The sequence below is a fragment of the Bradyrhizobium sp. SZCCHNRI3052 genome (assembly GCF_032484895.1).
GTDB lineage: Bacteria > Pseudomonadota > Alphaproteobacteria > Rhizobiales > Xanthobacteraceae > Bradyrhizobium.
In genome coordinates this window covers 177,176-194,129 of the sequence record NZ_JAUETW010000012.1, presented here as the reverse complement: position 1 = coordinate 194,129, position 16,954 = coordinate 177,176, and the positions used below count along the sequence as shown (strand labels likewise).

18 protein-coding genes are annotated in these 16,954 nt (G+C 65.1%); 4 read left to right on the top strand and 14 right to left on the bottom strand.

Annotated features, from left to right (window positions below; genetic code table 11):
• Window positions 1-3 precede the first annotated feature (3 nt).
• From QW887_RS27605 to QW887_RS27580, 6 genes are all read right to left on the bottom strand, one after another.
• The gene (locus QW887_RS27605; RefSeq protein ID WP_315715292.1) at window positions 4-321 is read right to left on the bottom strand and encodes a cupredoxin domain-containing protein; all 318 of its coding nucleotides are present in this window, start codon (window positions 319-321) and stop codon (window positions 4-6) included.
• A gap of 9 nt (window positions 322-330) precedes the next feature.
• Window positions 331-852 (bottom strand): DUF4142 domain-containing protein, encoded by a 522-nt coding sequence (locus QW887_RS27600; protein WP_315752265.1) that lies wholly within the window; start codon window positions 850-852, stop codon window positions 331-333.
• A gap of 96 nt (window positions 853-948) precedes the next feature.
• Window positions 949-1,635 carry an RNA polymerase sigma factor gene (locus QW887_RS27595; protein ID WP_316195475.1) on the bottom strand — a complete coding sequence of 229 codons (687 nt, stop codon included), beginning with the start codon at window positions 1,633-1,635 and terminating at the stop codon, window positions 949-951.
• An 81-nt stretch (window positions 1,636-1,716) separates the two neighbouring features.
• A complete protein-coding gene (locus tag QW887_RS27590) occupies window positions 1,717-3,342 on the bottom strand; it encodes an FMN-binding glutamate synthase family protein (RefSeq protein ID WP_315752267.1) in 1,626 nt (541 codons plus the stop codon).
• A gap of 216 nt (window positions 3,343-3,558) precedes the next feature.
• Window positions 3,559-5,124 carry an acyl-CoA synthetase gene (locus QW887_RS27585; protein WP_315752268.1) on the bottom strand — a complete coding sequence of 522 codons (1,566 nt, stop codon included), beginning with the start codon at window positions 5,122-5,124 and terminating at the stop codon, window positions 3,559-3,561.
• Between the two features lie 210 nt (window positions 5,125-5,334).
• Window positions 5,335-6,108, bottom strand: a complete 774-nt coding sequence (locus tag QW887_RS27580; protein WP_315715287.1) for a ferredoxin--NADP reductase — start codon at window positions 6,106-6,108, stop codon at window positions 5,335-5,337.
• Window positions 6,109-6,396: 288 nt separating this feature from the next.
• On the opposite strand from QW887_RS27580, the gene QW887_RS27575 reads away from it, so the two are divergent.
• From QW887_RS27575 to QW887_RS27565, 3 genes are all read left to right on the top strand, one after another.
• Complete coding sequence (locus tag QW887_RS27575; protein ID WP_316195474.1) at window positions 6,397-7,350, top strand: RimK-like protein; 954 nt, start codon at window positions 6,397-6,399, stop codon at window positions 7,348-7,350.
• Window positions 7,351-7,462: 112 nt separating this feature from the next.
• Window positions 7,463-8,602, top strand: a complete 1,140-nt coding sequence (locus QW887_RS27570) for an FAD-dependent monooxygenase (protein ID WP_316193296.1) — start codon at window positions 7,463-7,465, stop codon at window positions 8,600-8,602.
• The gene (locus QW887_RS27565; protein WP_315715283.1) at window positions 8,599-10,212 is read left to right on the top strand and encodes a benzoate-CoA ligase family protein; all 1,614 of its coding nucleotides are present in this window, start codon (window positions 8,599-8,601) and stop codon (window positions 10,210-10,212) included. Before QW887_RS27570 ends, QW887_RS27565 begins: the two co-directional genes overlap by 4 nt.
• Before the next feature lie 38 nt (window positions 10,213-10,250).
• Here the strand turns inward: QW887_RS27565 and QW887_RS27560 are convergent, their stop codons facing one another.
• Together QW887_RS27560 and maiA are read right to left on the bottom strand one after the other, a co-directional pair.
• The gene (locus QW887_RS27560; RefSeq protein ID WP_315715282.1) at window positions 10,251-10,760 is read right to left on the bottom strand and encodes a MarR family transcriptional regulator; all 510 of its coding nucleotides are present in this window, start codon (window positions 10,758-10,760) and stop codon (window positions 10,251-10,253) included.
• Window positions 10,750-11,382, bottom strand: a complete 633-nt coding sequence (maiA, locus tag QW887_RS27555) for a maleylacetoacetate isomerase (protein WP_315715430.1) — start codon at window positions 11,380-11,382, stop codon at window positions 10,750-10,752. Before maiA ends, QW887_RS27560 begins: the two co-directional genes overlap by 11 nt.
• 102 nt (window positions 11,383-11,484) lie before the next feature.
• On the opposite strand from maiA, the gene gtdA reads away from it, so the two are divergent.
• Window positions 11,485-12,522 carry a gentisate 1,2-dioxygenase gene (gene gtdA, locus QW887_RS27550; protein ID WP_315715281.1) on the top strand — a complete coding sequence of 346 codons (1,038 nt, stop codon included), beginning with the start codon at window positions 11,485-11,487 and terminating at the stop codon, window positions 12,520-12,522.
• Window positions 12,523-12,532: 10 nt separating this feature from the next.
• Here the strand turns inward: gtdA and QW887_RS27545 are convergent, their stop codons facing one another.
• The 6 genes from QW887_RS27545 to QW887_RS27520 all read right to left on the bottom strand — a co-directional run bounded on the left by QW887_RS27545 (window position 12,533) and on the right by QW887_RS27520 (window position 16,934).
• Window positions 12,533-13,360 carry an ABC transporter permease gene (locus QW887_RS27545; RefSeq protein WP_315715280.1) on the bottom strand — a complete coding sequence of 276 codons (828 nt, stop codon included), beginning with the start codon at window positions 13,358-13,360 and terminating at the stop codon, window positions 12,533-12,535.
• Window positions 13,353-14,126: an ABC transporter ATP-binding protein gene (locus QW887_RS27540; RefSeq protein WP_315715279.1), complete on the bottom strand. Its 774-nt coding sequence runs from the start codon at window positions 14,124-14,126 to the stop codon at window positions 13,353-13,355. The genes QW887_RS27545 and QW887_RS27540 overlap by 8 nt, the downstream gene beginning before the upstream one ends.
• 42 nt (window positions 14,127-14,168) lie before the next feature.
• A complete protein-coding gene (locus QW887_RS27535) occupies window positions 14,169-15,170 on the bottom strand; it encodes an ABC transporter substrate-binding protein (protein WP_315715278.1) in 1,002 nt (333 codons plus the stop codon).
• A gap of 173 nt (window positions 15,171-15,343) precedes the next feature.
• The gene (locus tag QW887_RS27530) at window positions 15,344-15,514 is read right to left on the bottom strand and encodes a hypothetical protein (RefSeq protein ID WP_315715277.1); all 171 of its coding nucleotides are present in this window, start codon (window positions 15,512-15,514) and stop codon (window positions 15,344-15,346) included.
• A 137-nt stretch (window positions 15,515-15,651) separates the two neighbouring features.
• A complete protein-coding gene (locus QW887_RS27525; RefSeq protein ID WP_315715276.1) occupies window positions 15,652-16,134 on the bottom strand; it encodes a hypothetical protein in 483 nt (160 codons plus the stop codon).
• A 107-nt stretch (window positions 16,135-16,241) separates the two neighbouring features.
• On the bottom strand, window positions 16,242-16,934 hold the full coding sequence (locus tag QW887_RS27520; RefSeq protein WP_315715275.1) for an alpha/beta family hydrolase: 693 nt from the start codon (window positions 16,932-16,934) through the stop codon (window positions 16,242-16,244).
• Window positions 16,935-16,954 lie beyond the last annotated feature (20 nt).

Here is a 16,954-nt window from a genome sequence, read left to right as displayed (position 1 = left end):
GCGTCACGGCGCGATGGTCAGTGTCGCCTTCATGTTGGGATGAAAGCGGCAGTAGTAGTCGACCGTGCCCGCCTTCTTGAGGACCGAGCTCACCGTCTTGCTCGGCGGCAAAGTGACATCGAAGGCGCCATCCCGCGCCGTGGCCGTATGAGCCAGCGCATCCTTGTTGACCCATTCGACGGTATCGCCGACCTTGGCCGAAGCCGCGGCCGGCGAGAATTCGAGCTTGTCCACCAAGATCCGGATCGTGGCAGCGCGCGCCGGAACGCTCATGGCGGCGAGCACAACCACACTCACGAGAGTGATGCGTCCTGACAGCATCGGATCGTCCTACTTCAGATCCGCCGCGACATGCTCGGCGTGCTGCTCGTGGCCCTGGAAGAGCTTCAAGCCGGTCTGCAGCAACTCCTTCAGCTCGGCGTTGGTTGCGGACGGAATGAGCTGCGTCTCCAGCGCGCCGTTCACCGTCTTGTGGTAGGCGACCTCGTTGGCGATATAGGCCTTGTCGAATGCCGCGCCCTTGAGCTTGCTGAGCTCGTCGAGCTTCTCGCTCGCCTGCTTCGACAGCGCGCGGCTGGTGTCGTTGTCTTCCGGCGTCACTTTCAGCTTCTTGACCAGGGCGAGGGCCTGCTTGTTGACCGCCTCGTGGTCCCGCACCATGCCTTGCGCGAACTCCTTGACCTCCTTGCTGCCGGACTTGTCCAAGGCCTGCTTCGCCGCCTTGATGTCGATTTCGCCGGCGGTGTAAGCGATATGCGCGATCTGCGGATCGCTGAGCTTGGCGCCCTGCGACAGGGCGACGCTGCTCGTGAGGCAGAGCGCGAGGGCGATCGTACCGATATGCTTGAACATGGTTCTCATCTCCTGTGCCGCCGGACCTCGTGGCCGGCGGGTGAATGACTGCACAGGGATTGGATGAAAAGCGGGAGCCGACGTTCCCGGGAATCTTCAGGTCGGACGTCGAAGACGATCGAGCACGGCCTCGGTCAGCCGCTCGCAACGCGGGCCGGCGAAGGGAAACGCGTCCAGAAGGACGGGACCGATCTCTTTTTCGACGTTCTCGCGCAGCATACCGCGGGCGCGATGCAGGCGCGTCTTCACGGTCTCGGGCTTCAATCCGAGCAAGTCCGCCGTCTCGTCGATGCTCATCTCCTCGATCACGCGGGCGATGAACACCAGGCGAAACGGCTCGGACAGGTCATCGATCGCCCGCTCGACGACGGCCTGGATCTGGCGCTGCGCCACCGACTTCTCCGGATCGCTCGACGTGGCGGGAAATTGGATCACCTCGGCCCGAGGCTTGTTCTCTCGCTCCGCATCCAGTTGCAGCGCGGGTCGCCGCCCGCGCAGCCGCCCCATCGCTTCGTTCATCGCGATGCGAACCAGCCACGTCGACAGGCTGGACTGGCCGCGAAACGCGTCCAGGTGGGTGAGCGCGCGGACATAGGTTTCCTGCACGACGTCCTCCGCCTCGCTGTCGTTGCGCAGGATGCCGCGGGCGATCCGGAACAGGCGGCGGTTGTTGGCCTGCAGGATGGACCGAATGGCCGCCTCGTCGCGGGCTTTCGCCCGTCGGATCAGGTCATCCTCGCCGCTCGTCGCCGCGGAGACCGTGGTCGCTGTGGTCCAAGGCATTGTCGATCATCCAAGCTGAGTACACGTAACTTAGATGGAATTGGAGCCGGAAAGTTCCCAAAAACGATCACGCAAGGCGTTTCACTGCACCGCCGCAAACGTATCGGCTCGCGCCATCGCCCAGGCGTCGCGGAAGCGGACGTCCTGGGTGCCCTCGAGCAGTTCGCCCGGCCGCAGCGATGGATACAGCTTGGCAAAGGAGGAGACATCGGTGGTCGACGTCCGCTGTGAGAAGTGGATGGGCCGCAGATCCTGCGGATGCTCGAGGCCGGCGGCGGCGAGCAGTTCGGCCAGCGCATGCAGGGTCGCGTGATGATAGTTGTAGACGCGGTCGAGCTTGTGCGGAACGACCAGCGCGCGGGCGCGCGTCGGATCCTGCGTCGCGACGCCCGTCGGGCAGCGGTCGGTGTGGCAGCTCAAGGACTGGATGCAGCCGAGCGCGAACATGAAGCCGCGCGCCGAGTTGCACCAGTCGGCGCCGATCGACATCGCGCGCGCCATGTCGAAGGCGGTGGCGATCTTGCCGGAGGCGCCGATCTTGATACGATCGCGGACGTTCAGCCCGACCAGCGCATTGTGCACGAAATTGACGCCCTCGCGCATCGGCATGCCGAGGTGGTCCATGAACTCCAGCGGCGCCGCGCCGGTGCCGCCCTCATTGCCGTCGACCACGATGAAGTCGGGATAGATGCCGGTCTCCAGCATCGCCTTGCAGATCGCAAGGAACTCCCAGGGATGGCCAATGCACAGCTTGAAGCCGGCCGGCTTGCCGCCCGACAGCCGCCGCATCTCGCCGATGAACTGCATCATCCCGATTGGCGTCGAGAACGCGCGGTGCGCCGCCGGCGAGATGCAGTCCTCGCCCATCGCGACGCCGCGGATCTTGGAGATCTCCTCGGACACCTTCGCCGCCGGCAGCACGCCGCCGTGGCCGGGCTTGGCGCCCTGGCTGATCTTGAGCTCGACCATCTTGATCTGCTCGGCGGCTGCGACCCGCGCGAACGCGTCGGGGTCGAACGTGCCGTCATGGCGGCGGCAGCCGAAATAGCCGGATCCGATCTCCCAGATGATGTCGCCGCCCATCTCGGCATGGTACGGGCTGAAGCCGCCCTCGCCGGTGTCGTGCGCGAAGCCGCCGCGCTTGGCGCCACCATTGAGTGCGCGCACCGCATTCGGGCTCAGGGCGCCAAAGCTCATCGCCGAGATGTTGAACACCGAGGCGGAATAGGGTTTTGCGCAGTCGGGGCCGCCGATGGTGATGCGGTATTTTTCCTCCGCACGCGGCTTGGGCGACATCGAATGGTGCATCCATTCATAGCCCTCGCGGTAGACGTCTTCCTGGGTGCCGAACGGGCGCTTGTCGAGCACCATCTTGGCGCGCTGATAGACCACCGCACGGGTGTCGCGCGAGAACGGCATGCCGTCCTTCTCGCTCTCGAAGAAATACTGCCGCATCTCAGGCCGCATCTCCTCGAGCAGGAAACGCAGGTGTGCCGCGATCGGGTAGTTGCGCAGCACCGCGTGGCTCTTCTGCATGAGGTCGCGCACGCCGAGCAGGGTGAGCGCGCCGAAGATCAACAGCGGGATCAGGACGAGATCAAAGATCTTGCGGTCGTAGATGCCGAGGATCAGCAGCAAAGCGGTCGCCGTGGCGCAGATCGTCAGCACGATGAAGCGCGGCGAAAACGGGAGCAGCAGCGTATCCATGGAAGGCCTCGGGGCGGCTCGTGGAAGATCTTTGATCACGATACTACTGATATCGCGAAGCAATCGTTACACAAGCGCGCGCAATCGGCCATCGATCATATCACAACGTCGATAGCCGCCTTCTATCGACTGCCGCGCTGCGGGATCGAGCCGCAGCGCCGGGCCGGCCTCCGGGACTCCCGGCGCCGCTACGCGTTGCTCGACGACGGCAGCCGCTTACCCCTGCGCAAACAGCCCCGAATGCGTCTCGCGCAACTGCCGCTTCAGCAGCTTGCCGCTGGGGTTCTTGGGCAGCGCATCGACGAACACGATCCGCTTCGGCGTCTTGAACGAGGCCAGCCTGGCCGAAGCCTGCTCGAGCACGGCCGCCTCGGTCAGCTCACAGCCGGACTTGACCACGACCATCGCCACAACGGCCTCGACCCAGCGCGGATGCGGCAGGCCGACGACGGCGACCTCCGACACTTCCGGGATCAGATAGAGCGCCTCCTCGACCTCGCGGCTGGCGACGTTCTCACCGCCGGTCTTGATCATGTCCTTCTTGCGATCGACGATGGTGATGTAGCCTTCCCCGTCGATGGTCGCGAGATCGCCGGAGTGAAACCAGTCGCCCTGGAAGGCGGCGGCGGTGCGCTCGTCGTCGTGGAAGTAGCCGAGCATCAGATGCGGCGAGCGGTGCACGACCTCGCCGACCTCGCCTGGTGCGACATCATTCATGTCGTCATCGACGACCCGCGTCTCGACGTTGAGCACGGCGCGGCCGCAGGAGCCTGGCTTGCGCAGTTGATCCTCGGGTCCGAGCATCGTCGCCAGCGGAGCGATCTCGGTCTGGCCGTAGAGATTCCACAGCCGCACCTTGGGCAGCCGCTGCGCCAGCTCGCGCAGCACCTCGACCGGCATGATCGAGGCGCCGTAATAGCCCTTGCGCAAGGTGGATACGTCGGTGGTCTCGAACAGCGGCGAGCGCAGGATCGAGATCCAGACGGTGGGCGGCGCGAAGAACGATGTGATCCGATATTTCGCGATCAGCGGCAGCAGATTGTCGGGCGTCGGAAACGCCGTGATGATGTTGGTCGCGCCAACATAGATCGAAGGGCCGAAGAACACGTCGAGCTGCGCGCAATGATACAGCGGCAGCGCGTGCAGGGTGACGTCATCGGCGGCGATGCCAGCATCGACGATACAGCTCACATACTGCCAAATGACGGCGTCATGGGTGAGCATGGCGCCCTTCGGCAGCGACTCCGTACCAGAGGTGTAGACGATCTGCGCGACGTCGCTTCCGGCGATCTCGACGGCAGGCACCGTCGCCGTCGACGCCGCGAGCTCCGCAAAGTCGATCATGTCGCTTTGCCGCTCGCTCGGACCTTCCGACGGCAGCCAGATCATCTGCTCGACCGCCGGCACCAGCGTCTTGGCGGCGCGGGCCACGCCGGCAAAGCCGCTGTCGGTCGCCAGCAGCCGCGCGCCGGCATGCTTGAGGATGTAGGCAACCTCCTCGGGCTTGAGCATGAAGTTGATCGGCACCAGCACGGCGCCGAGCCGCGCCAGCGCGAAGCGCAAGGCCGCGAAGGCATGCGAATTGCGGGCGAGGATGGCCACGCGCTCGCCCTTGCCGACACCGCGGGTGGCGAGGCCGGCCGCGAGGCGGTCGACGATGGCGTTGAACTCGGCGTAGGTCCAGCTGACCTCGCCGCAGATCACGGCCGTCTTTCCCGGCGTGCGCGCCGCGCTCCGCCGCAGGAGGTCACCGAGCGTCTGCCTGCGAACGATGGAATCCATGGCCGTACCCCTTATTGTATCGGGGATGGCCGCCGCTCAGGCAATCCAAGTCCCCTCCCTGTGTCGCGCCGGACGTCTGCAGGTCCGGTCTTGCTGCCGAAAATCGCACAGCCGCTTCGAAACGCGCAAGGAGGATATTGCCAACGAAAAGAGCGCCCCGATTGCGTCGAGGCGCTCTTTCAGAAAAGTCGGAGACGAAGGGGCGACGGCTCAGCGCTCGACGAAGGCCTTCTCGATCACGAAATGGCCCGGCTCGTTGCCGCTGCCTTCGAGGAAGCCGCGCGACTCGAACATGGTCTTGAGCTCCTCCAGCATCGCCGGGCTGCCGCACATCATGATACGGTCCTTGGCGATATCGAGCTCATGCTGGCCGATATCGTTGAACAGCTGCTGCGACGAGATCAGGTCGGTGATGCGGCCACGGTTGCGGAACGGCTCGCGTGTGACGGTCGGATAATACTGCAGCTTGCCGTCGAGCAGTTCTCCGAACAACTCGTCCTCGCGCAGCTTGGCGACGACGCTCTCGCCATAGGCGAGCTCGGCGACCTGGCGGCAGCCATGGACCAGCACGATGCTCTCGAACCGCTCGTAGACGTCGGGGTCCTTGATCAGGCTGGCGAACGGGGCAAGGCCGGTGCCGGTCGACAGCAGCAGAAGCCGGCTGCCGGGCAGCAGGTTGTCGGGGATCAGCGTGCCGGTCGCCTTGCGGCCGACCAGGATGGTGTCGCCTTCCTTGATCTTCTGCAGCCGGGAGGTCAGCGGGCCGTCTTGCACCTTGATGCTGAAGAACTCGAGTTCCTCCTCGTGATTGGCGCTGGCCATGCTGTAGGCGCGCAGCAGCGGGCGGCCCTCGACCTCGAGGCCGATCATCGCGAACTGACCATTCTGGAAGCGGAAGCCCGCATCGCGGGTGGCTCGGAAGGAGAACAGGGTGTCCGTCCAGTGGTGAACGGAAAGAACTTTCTCTTTATAGAACGCGCTCATGTCGTTTGTTTTTTCACGTGGGCTGAAGTTGGAAGAAACAAGTCGTGACGGAGGCAGGACCGCAAAACCCCTATAGATCCAGCGATTTCGGCGCCTGATGTACGTGAAAACAGCGAATAATCAACCCGCATGGACGCACCATTGATCACGATCAAATGCATGCCGGCTGATGTCCGGATTCGCCTCGATCGGCTGTTCGTTCGTACACAAACGATATGGGTAATTTACTTGCCGATATTCCGATTTTCCAGCACTTTAATTCCGCATCTCTGGCCCAATCCTTGAGCAATGATTAACCATCCGCAGGCCCAGCTCGCCGCCATCACCCGCTACTGCGCCGAACGAGGCATCGCGCTCGACGTGCGGGAGGACGGCTGGCTGCTGGTGCTCGAGGATGCCACCCGGCGTCACCTGATCTTCGGCTATGATCTCGGCCTGAACAGTGCGGTGGCGCACAGACTGGCCTGCGACAAGGCGGCGACCTCGGCGCTGCTGAGAGCCGACGGGATTGCCGCGGTTCCACACGCATTCTTTCTGGCGCCGGCCCTCGGCGGCCAGTCCGGGCAGACGGCTGAGGCCGCGCTGGCGCTGCTCGAAACGCATCCGCGCGGGCTGGTGGTCAAGCCCAACGAGGGGACCTCGGGACGGTCGGTGGTCCGCGTCACGGCGAAGGATGACCTGCTGCGCGCAGCGAACAGCATCTTCGAGACCGGCGCGAATGTCGCGATCGCGCCGCTCATGGACATCGTCGACGAAGTTCGTGTCGTGCAGCTCGATGACGCGTCCCTGATCATCTACCGCAAGCAGCGCCCCATCGTGACCGGCGACGGCGTGCAGCCGCTCCTCGACCTCGCGCTGGCGGCCACTCCGGCCACGGGGCACGCGCAACTCCTGCGACGCCTCGATGCGGAATTCGACGCGTCGGCCTTGCGCGCCGTCGTGCCGCGCGGCGAGCAGCGCCTGCTGAGCTGGCGGCACAATCTCGAATTCGGAGCTCAGCCCGTGCTGCTCGAACCAGGCGCGGAGCGGGACCTTTGTGCCGCACTCGCCACCGCGGCGGCAGGCGTCATCGGCATCCGCTACGCATCGGTCGACCTCGTGCTGGCCGATGGACGCTGGCAGGTGCTCGAGATCAATTCGGGCGTGAAGATGGAGGCGCTCGGCCGGCATGCGCCGGAGCTGGTCGAAAGCACCTATTTCGCCGCGCTCGACGCGATCTTCGGCAGAGGCCCGCCGAAATGACCTGCGGCCGGCGACCCGATCTCCAGCAATAAGATTTCCCTGGCCTCGATCGAGATGAGGGATTAGTCTCCGATCCAAAATAAACAGTATACTGTCAATTCGGAGGACGCCCTTGCGCATCGCCGTGCTCGGCGGCGGCCCTGGCGGGCTGTATTTCGCCTATCTTTGGAAGAAGCGGCACCCCGCCGCCGTGGTCGATCTGTTCGAGCAGAATCCGGCCGGGGCGACCTGGGGCTTTGGCGTCGTGTTCTCCGATCAGGCGCTCGAATTCCTGCGCGCCGACGATCCCGACACCGTGGACGCGATCGCGCCGCACATGGAGAGCTGGCGCAACATCACGCTCAATCTGCGCGGCGAGACTGTCGAGATCGACGGCGTCGGCTTTTCCGCGATCGGCCGGCTCGAGCTGTTGAAGCTGTTGCAGGCCCGCGCCGAGAGCGTCGGCGTCGTCGCCCGCTACGGCACGACCATCCAGTCGCTGGACCAGCTCGCAGGCTACGACCTCATCGTCGCTGCCGACGGGCTGAACTCGCTGGTTCGCCGCAGCTTCGAAGGCGATTTCGGCTTCTCCGTCTCCTACTCCAGCAACAAGTTCGCATGGTACGGCACGTCGAAGACCTTTGCCACGCTGTCGCAGACCTTCGTCGCGACCGACCGCGGCAGCTTCAACGCGCACCACTATCGTTATTCGCCGGACATGAGCACGTTCCTGGTGGAATGCGATCGCGCCACGTGGCACGCCCATGGCTTCGCCGAGATGTCGGTCGATGAATCCCGGCGCGTTTGCGAGCAGGTGTTCGCCGCCACGCTCGACGGTCACGCGCTGGTCTCCAACCGATCGGTATGGCGCAATTTCCCTTGGGTCTGGAATGAGCACTGGTGGCACCGGAACATGGTGCTGATCGGCGACGCGCTGCATACGGCGCACTTCTCGATCGGCTCCGGGACGCGGCTGGCGATCGAGGACGCGATCGCGCTCGCCAAGGCGCTCGATGCCGAGACCAGCCTCTCTGACGGCCTCGCCCGCTATCAGGCTGAGCGCCAGCCGATCGTGAAGAAGCTGGTGACGGCGGCCCGGACCAGCAGCGACTGGTATGAGTCCTTCCCGGCTCACATGACGCTCAGCCTGTTGGATTTTGCCTACAGCTACATCACCCGGTCCGGGCGCATCGATGATACCAGGCTGCGCGCGATGGCTCCGCAGTTCATGGCCCGCTACGAGGCATCTCGGAGCACGGGAGCACGCGCATGACGAGAGAGATCGCCGACCAGGTTCCGCGCGACAGCGCCGGCGCGCGCGAGATCGGCTTCGCAATTCCCGCCCGCTACAATGCCAGCCGCGTGCTGTTCGACAACCTCGCCAAGGGCAACGCCAACAAGACTGCGCTGATCGGTCCGGCCGGCCAGCGCAGCTATGCCGAGCTGTGTGCCGACGCCTGCCGTTGGGGCAACGGCTTCACCGCGCTCGGGCTCAGCCGCGGCGACCGGGTCCTGCTGTTCCTCGACGATACACCGGCCTATCCGGCCGCGTTCTTCGGCGCAGTGCGCGCCGGCTTCGTGCCGCTGCTGATCAACACATTGACGCCGCCGGATCTGCTGCAATTCTATCTCGCTGATTCCGGCGCCAAGATCGCCGTCGCCGACGCCGAGTTTGCCGCACGGTTCGACGCACAGGCATGCGCCGAGACCGCGCTGCGCACACTGGTCGTCGTCAATGGCGAGGCGCCGGCCACCGCCGTCGCAACGACGGTCGCGGTCGATGCGTGGCTGCCCAACTTCACCGATCAGTTGGCGGAGGCCGACACCCACCGCGACGAGATGGCATTCTGGATGTATTCGTCCGGCTCGACCGGACGCCCCAAGGGCATCGTCCATCTGCAGCACGACATGGCCTATAGCGAGCAGGCGTTCGCCCGCAACGTGCTGCGGCTCAAGCCGGACGACATCTGCTTCTCGGTGCCCAAGATCTTCTTCGCCTACGGCTTCGGCAATGCGATCACCTTTCCATTCTCGGCCGGAGCGACGACGCTGCTGCTGCCCGGCCAGCCGAAACCCGCCGCCATCTTCGATGCGATCGGCCGCTTCCGACCGACCGTGTTCTTCGGCCTGCCGACGCTCTACACCGCGCTCACCAAGGCCGAGGGTGCGAAGCAGGCCGACGTCTCGTCACTGCGGCTCGCGGTTTCCGCGGCCGAGGTGCTCTCGGCCGAGGTCTTCAACGGCTGGAAGAGCCTGACCGGCTTGGAGATCGTCGAAGGTCTCGGCTCGACCGAGGTTCTCCACGTCTATCTCTCGAACCGCGAGGACCGCAAGAAGCTCGGCGCCGCCGGACTGCGCGTTCCCGGCTACGAGATCGCGCTGCGCGACGGCGAAGGACGCGAGGTCGCCAACGGCGAAGAGGGCATTCTCTGGGTACGCGGCGACTCCAACACGCCGCTCTACTGGAACCGTCCGGACAAGACCGCGGAGACGATCCGCGATGGCGGCTGGATCTACACCGGCGACCGTTTCGTGCGCGATGCCGACGGCTTCCATTTCTTTCGCGGCCGCGCCGACGACCTGGTCAAGATCTCCGGCCAATGGGTCTATCCGCTCGAGGTCGAGCTCTGCCTCGCCGAGCATCCCGATATCAGAGAATGCGCCGTGTTTGCGCACGAGCTGCCGGATCGTCGCATGAGCCTGAAGGCCGTGGTGGTCACCAACGGCGGATCCCCCGACCAAATCCCGACCGTCAAGGCGCTGCAGGACTACGTGAAGGCGAAACTGCTGCCCTACAAATATCCGCGCGAGATCGTCTTCATCGACGAATTGCCGAAGACGGGCACCGGCAAGATCGATCGTCAGGCGGTGATGCGGCTGTGAGCCTACGCCTTGCGCCCGACAACCGCGGAGTTCCGCGATCAGCCGGTCTTGCCGAGATGCTCCAGCGCATCCTCGGCGCGCAGCGGCACCCGCGACACCTCGTTGTTGAGATCGACGAGCTGCGCCAGCAGCGCCATCAGCATCTTGCGATCCGGGGCCTTCAGGGGCGCCAGCATGCGGGCCTGGGCGCGATCGACCGCCGGCATGATCGCACGGAGAAGGGCTCCGCCCGCCCTGGTCAGATAAAGCAGCTTGACGCGCTTGTCCTCGGCCGACGGCCTGCGCTCGATATGGCCCTTGCTCTCCAGCCGCTCGATCACGCTGCCGAGCGTCGAACGGTCGAAGGCGATCACCGCCGACAGCCTGGTGGCATCGATGCCGGGGTGCGTCTGGATCGCGACCAGCGCCGCATATTGCACCGGCGTCAGGTCGAACTCGCGGCACTCCTCGACGAAGATGGACACGGCAATCTGCTGCATCCGCCGGAACAGATAGCCCGGCTTGGTGTAGACTGCGTCCATCGTGATGTCGGCCGGCCTACTCGGCATCGGGCTGACGCTCCGGAGCAGCAGCGGCGAAGGCCGGCAGCGCCTTCGCCGCGGCTTCGGCCTGCAGCAGGCGCGGAAACGCTGCGACATCGACGCCGAAGCGGCGTGCATTGCCGAGCTGCGGCACCAGGCAGAGATCGGCCAAGGTTGGCGCCGCACCGAAGCAGAATGGGCCGGGCTCATGCTTGATCAGCGCTTCGCAGGCAGCGAGCCCCTCGCGGTTGGCCCAGCCGGCCCAGGCCGCGACCTTGTCCTCGGGCAGGCCGAGCTCCCGGAGCCGCGCCAGCACCTTCAGGTTCTGCACCGGATGGGTGTCGCAGGCGAGCACCTGCGCGAAGGCGCGGACCTGGGCGCGTCGCAACGAATCCTTCGGCAGCAGCGGCGGCTCGGGATGAGTCTCGTCGAGCCATTCGATGATCGCAAGCGACTGGATCAACGTGGCGCCGCTGTCGTCCTCGAGCGCCGGGACCAGACCCTGCGGGTTGAGCGCGAGATAGGCGGGCGCGCGCTGCTCGCCCTTGCGGAGGTGATGCGGCAGATGCTCGGCCGTGAGACCCTTGAGGTTGAGCGCAATCCTGACGCGATAGGATGCGCTGCTGCGGAAATAGCCGTGCAGCTTCATCATGGCAGTCCTCCCGATGCGACAGCTCTGGTTGTATTTGACGGTAATCAAATTGGCAGTATACTGTCAATCAAGAACGACATCTGATCATGGGAGGCGCGCATGGCCGCGGTTTCGACACCGGAGCGCGAGGCGTTCTACAAGAAGATCGACGGCGAAAACATGACGGCGCTGTGGACCGTGATGAGCGATCTCATCACGCCCGAGCCGAAGAGCGCCTGCCGCCCGCATCTGTGGCAGTTCGCGGCGATCCGCGACTACATGGTCGAGGCCGGGCGGCTGATCACGGCGAAGGAAGCCGAGCGGCGCGTGCTGATCCTGGAGAATCCGGGACTGCGCGGGCAGTCCAAGATCACCACTTCGCTCTATGCCGGCGTTCAGATGGTGATCCCAGGCGATGTTGCGCCCGCCCATCGGCACAGCCAGTCCGCATTGCGCTTCGTGCTGGAAGGCAAGGGAGCCTTCACGACCGTCGAGGGCGAGCGCACCCTGATGGAGCCGGGCGACTTCATCATCACCCCGTCGATGACTTGGCACGATCACGGCAATGAGACCACCGAGCCGATGTTCTGGCTCGACGGCCTCGACATTCCCCTGGTGCAGTTTCTCGACGCGTCGTTCGCGCAAGGCGCGCAGGAGGACCAGCAGAAGGTCGCGCGCCCCGCGGGCGACAGCTTCGCCCGCTACGGCCACAATCTGCTGCCGGTCGATGCGAAGCGCAAATCCAGGACATCGCCGATCTTCAACTATCCCTACGCCTATACACGCGAGGCGCTGGAGAACGCGAGGCGGAGCGAGGAATGGGACGCCTGCCACGGGCTGAAGCTGAAATTCTCCAACCCGGAGACCGGTGATTTCGCGATGCCGACGATCGGCACCTTCATCCAGCTGCTGCCGAAGGGCTTCAAGACTGCGCGCTATCGCTCGACCGACGCGACCGTGTTCACCGCGATCGAAGGCAGGGGCCGCACCCGCATCGGCGGCCAGACCTTCGAATGGGGCCCGCGCGACCTGTTCGTCGTTCCGAGCTGGCAATGGGTCAGCCATGAGCCGGACGAGGATGCGGTCCTGTTCTCGTTCTCGGATCGCCCGGTGCAGGAGAAGCTCGACTTGTTCCGGGAAGACCGCGGCAACGCCTGACACCGCCGGATCAACGCCAGCGCAGGAGCCGCGCTTCGAGCATGCTGATCAGCCGGCCGACGGCGAGACCGAACAGCGACAGGATCAGGATCCCCGCCATCAGCTGATCGGTCTGCATCAGATTGCCGGCCTGCAGCACGAAGGTGCCGATGCCGGTCTCGGCGCCGATCATCTCCGCCGAAACCACGAGCATCAGCGCGACCGACGCGGTGATGCGGAAACCGGCGAGGATCGACGGCAGCGCGCCGGGCCAGATCACGCGGCGGACGATGGTCGGGAACGGCACGTTGAAGCTCTGCGCCATGCGGATCAGGTTGCGCGGCACCGCATCGACGCCGCTATAGACCGAGATCGTGGTCGAGAAGAACACGCCCAGCGCGATCGTCGCGATCTTCGGCTGCTCGCCGATGCCGAGCCAAAGAATCAGCAGCGGCAGCACGGCGATCTTCGGAATCGGAAACAGCGCAGAGACGAAAGTGATGCCGATGCTGCGCGCAATGCGCCAGAGGCCGATCGCGAAGCCGACGACGATGCCGGTGGCCGTGCCGAGCGCCCAGCCGGATACGATGCGCACGAACGATGCCGAGACATGCTGCCAGAGCGCGCCGCTTTCGGCCAATCGATACAGGGCGCGCAAGATCGTCAGCGGCGCCGGCAGGAACAATGGGTTGACCAGTGCGAGGCTGCCGATGAGTTGCCACAGGCCGAGAGCCGCCGCGAGCGCGAGCCAGCCGGCCCATCGGCTTGCGGCTGGCGTGAAGCCGCCGCCCCGGAACGGCACTTTCCGGCTCTGCTTGCCGACGACCTCAGGCGTTCCGGCCGGGGAGCGTTCAAGCATTCTGAACCTCGCGCTCGGCATCGATTGCCTCGGTCCGGATCAGCCCCCAGAGCTCGTTCTGCAGGTCCAGCAGTTGCGCGCGTACTCCGGCATCGCCGCGGCTGCGCCGCGTCGCCGGGACGCTGACGACCTTCCGGATGCGGCCGGGACGACGCGACAGCACGACGATGCGGTCGGCGAGCCGCACGGCCTCCTCGAGATTATGCGTGACATAGACCGCGCCCATGGTGCCGTCGGCGAGCAGATCGACGAAGTCCTCCATCAGCAGCTCGCGGGTCTGCGAGTCCAGCGCCGACAACGGCTCATCCATCAGCAGGATCGCCGGGCGGACCGCCAGCGCCCGGGCAATCCCGACCCGCTGTCGCATGCCGCCCGACAACTGCTTGGGATAGACGGTCCGGAAGTCTGCCAGGCCGGTTCGCCGCAACGCATCGTCGACGGCGGCGGCGCGCTGCTGCGTCGACAGGGATGTATGGAGGAGCGGAAAGGCAACATTGTCGGCGACGCTTGCCCACGGCAGCAGCGCGAAGTCCTGGAACACGAACGTCAGGGGATTGAGGCTGCCGGGCGGCGGAGCTCCGCGCAGCACCGCCTGTCCCTTGCTTGGCTGCAACAACCCTCCGAGGATTGCCAGCAGCGTGCTCTTGCCGCAGCCGGACGGCCCAACGAGGGCGACCACCTCGCCGGCTCCGACCGTGAACGACACGCGGTCGAGCACATCGAGCGCGTCGAAACGGTGGCTGATGGTCTCGGCGATCAGGTCCATATCAGGCGATCCCGCTGCAGGCCCGCGCTGCGCCTGCCTTCATCAATCCGGCTTCACGAAGTCTTTGGCGATGATCGCGGCCGCATCATAGCCCTGGTCGGCGAACCCCTGAGCCTGCAGCCATTTGATCTGGCTCTCGATGTTCTTCACATCGAGCTTGCCGTCGGGATCGATGTAGGCGCAATTGCCCACGACCTGCTCGACCGGCAGGTTCGTGTACTTGCCGATGATCTCGAGCAACGGCTTGGTCTTGTCGTCGATGGCGGCGGTGCCGTCCTTGACCGAGGCGAGCACGACATCATGATACTCGCGCTCGGCGCGCTGAAGCGACGCCAGCAGCTTGCCGACCAGCGCCGTGTTGGCAAGTGTCTTCGGCCCCGCGAACACGCCGCTGACCTGCCACGGCGTCTCGTCGCCGACCCAGCCAAGATGCTTGACGGCGCCCTCCTCCATCAGCTTGCGCGCCACCGAAACCGGCATCAGCGCCGCGTCGACGGTTTCCCCTTTGATGGCCGCCGACATGTTGGACATCGACTGCAGCGGCACGATCTTCACGTCGGCGAGCTTGAAGCCATATTTATCGGCCAGCAGCCCCACCGAATAGTGAAAGCTCGACCCGACCTGGGTCATCGCCACGCGTTTGCCGGCAATGTCCTTCGGCGTCCTGAGACCTGCCTCATAGGCCTTGTTGCTGGCAAAGTAGCCAATCAGCGGAAAGCCCGGGCGGTCACGGCTCATGCCGGCGATGATCTTCAACGCGCCCTTGCCTGCGAGGTTATACAGTCCTGCGGTGAAGGCGGTCACCCCGACGTCGACGTCGCCGGTGGCCGTCGCCACGGCGATCGGTTGCGCTGCATCGAAAAACTTCAGCTCGACGTCCAGTCCAGCTTCGCGGAAGTAGCCTTTGTCCAACGCGATGAACACTGGCGCGGACGAGGACAGCCGGAGAACGCCGATCCGGAGCTTGGCGTCGTCGGCCAGCGCGGTGCTGATCGATACGAGGCTCCAGAGCAGCCCCAGGACGACGCCAACGTATCGGAACATCACACTCTCCAAGATCTGGCGACCCGCACACCCGGCCTCACCCACGACGCCGACTTGTTGCAATATTTCGCGCTTGATGTCGCGCCAAATTTTCGGGAGTCGGGAGATCGCAGCCTCAGAGGCCGGGCGTCTTGCTCCAAGCCTCCTCGTCCGTCACGGTAACGCGTATTGAGCTAAACGCCCTTGCAATCGGCGGTCCGGTCCTTTGCCGCGACCGTGAGCTTCCTGCAGGGGCCGTGAAACGTCTCGATCTCCTTCAATCCGTCCTCTACACGGACCGACATGGCCGGCAGGCTCGCCGCGCCGAGGGCCAGCAGCCAAACGGATGAAGCTGTCTTTCTCATCGCGATCTTCTGACAAAGTGGATATTGCCGAGCGGGCCGGATTTGTCGCGTGGACTGTACGATGGCGGGTGACGACCGGCGACGCCGCGACGAACTCTCCTGCTGGCCCATCCTGCTTGTGCGCAGGGGTCACGGCCTCAGAAGGTCTGCATCACCGGCTTCTCGCCATTGGACAGAAATAGCCCTTCAAAACGGCCGATCTCGCTGTCGGCTGTGCATTCGAGCAGGTCGGGTCCCTTGAATGGATTGCCGTGGCGGCATTGCCCCTTGGCCGTCACCTTGTTGATCGTCTTGCGACTTTGGCCAATGATCATCATGTCGACCGGCGTGACGAACTTGTCAGGCCCCGGTTGCTCTTGCAGATCGCCGCGGTTCGAGAACGTGACCACGCTGCCGTCGAGCAAGGTGAAGTAGAAGCCGGTGCGCTGATCGTCATAGTCGGTATTGAGCAGCGCGCCCTTGCATTCCGAGCTGCGATCCTTTCCCGCGACGATGAGCTTCTGGCAAGTTCCCTTCACGACCACCATGCCGGTCAGCCTGGCATCGGCGAGCGATGGAGCTGCAGAGATCATCAGCACGCCAAGCGCGCACACCGATAGCGCCACCACTGCTGACTTCATCGAACCCCCTCCCTACCTTTCAATATGACTATGCCTCAACCTCCGGTGACAGAAAAGTTCTGTTTTTGTTCTCATGCCATTTTTCTCCGAAGGAGGCGCTAGGCGCGTCAGCCGGCACACGCTTCGAGAGTCTCCAGCCACGCCGCAAACGCCTTCGTCAGGTCCTCCATGACGGCCCGATCATTCCGGCCGGAGCGCGCAGGCACGTGGAAGGCGTGGTCGGCCTGATCGATCCAATGCAAGGTCGCACGCGGTCCCAGCCGCTTCACGACGGGCGCGAGCAGCTCCATCTCCGCCAGCTTGTCGCGCGTCCCCTGCAGGAACAGCATCGGGACCTCGATCGCATCGAGATGATCGGCGCGCGCGATGGAGGGCTTGCCGGCGGGGTGAAGCGGAAAGCCGAGAAAGGCGAGCCCGGCTATGCCTGGCAGCGGCGCTGCACTCTGCGCCTGCGACGTCATGCGCGCCCCGAACGACTTGCCGCCCGCTACGAGCGGCAGCCCCGGACAGAGCCGCGCGGCCTCCGCCGCGGCAGCCCGCACCGCGGCGTGAGCGAGCGCGGGCGGATCAGGGCGCTTGCTGCCCTTCTCCATATAGGGAAACTGGAAGCGGAGCGTCGCGATGCCGCGCGCGGCAAGGCTTGCGGCCGCTTGGTTCATGAAGACGTGGGTCATGCCGGCGCCCGCGCCATGGGCGAACACGAAACAGGCGCGCGGCCGCGGCGGGGCCATGAACAGCGCGGACACGATGTCCGCGCCGTCGACGGGAAACGCAAGGGAACGCGGCTGGTGCTCGGTCATGCGCCAGAGTGTGAGCCTGC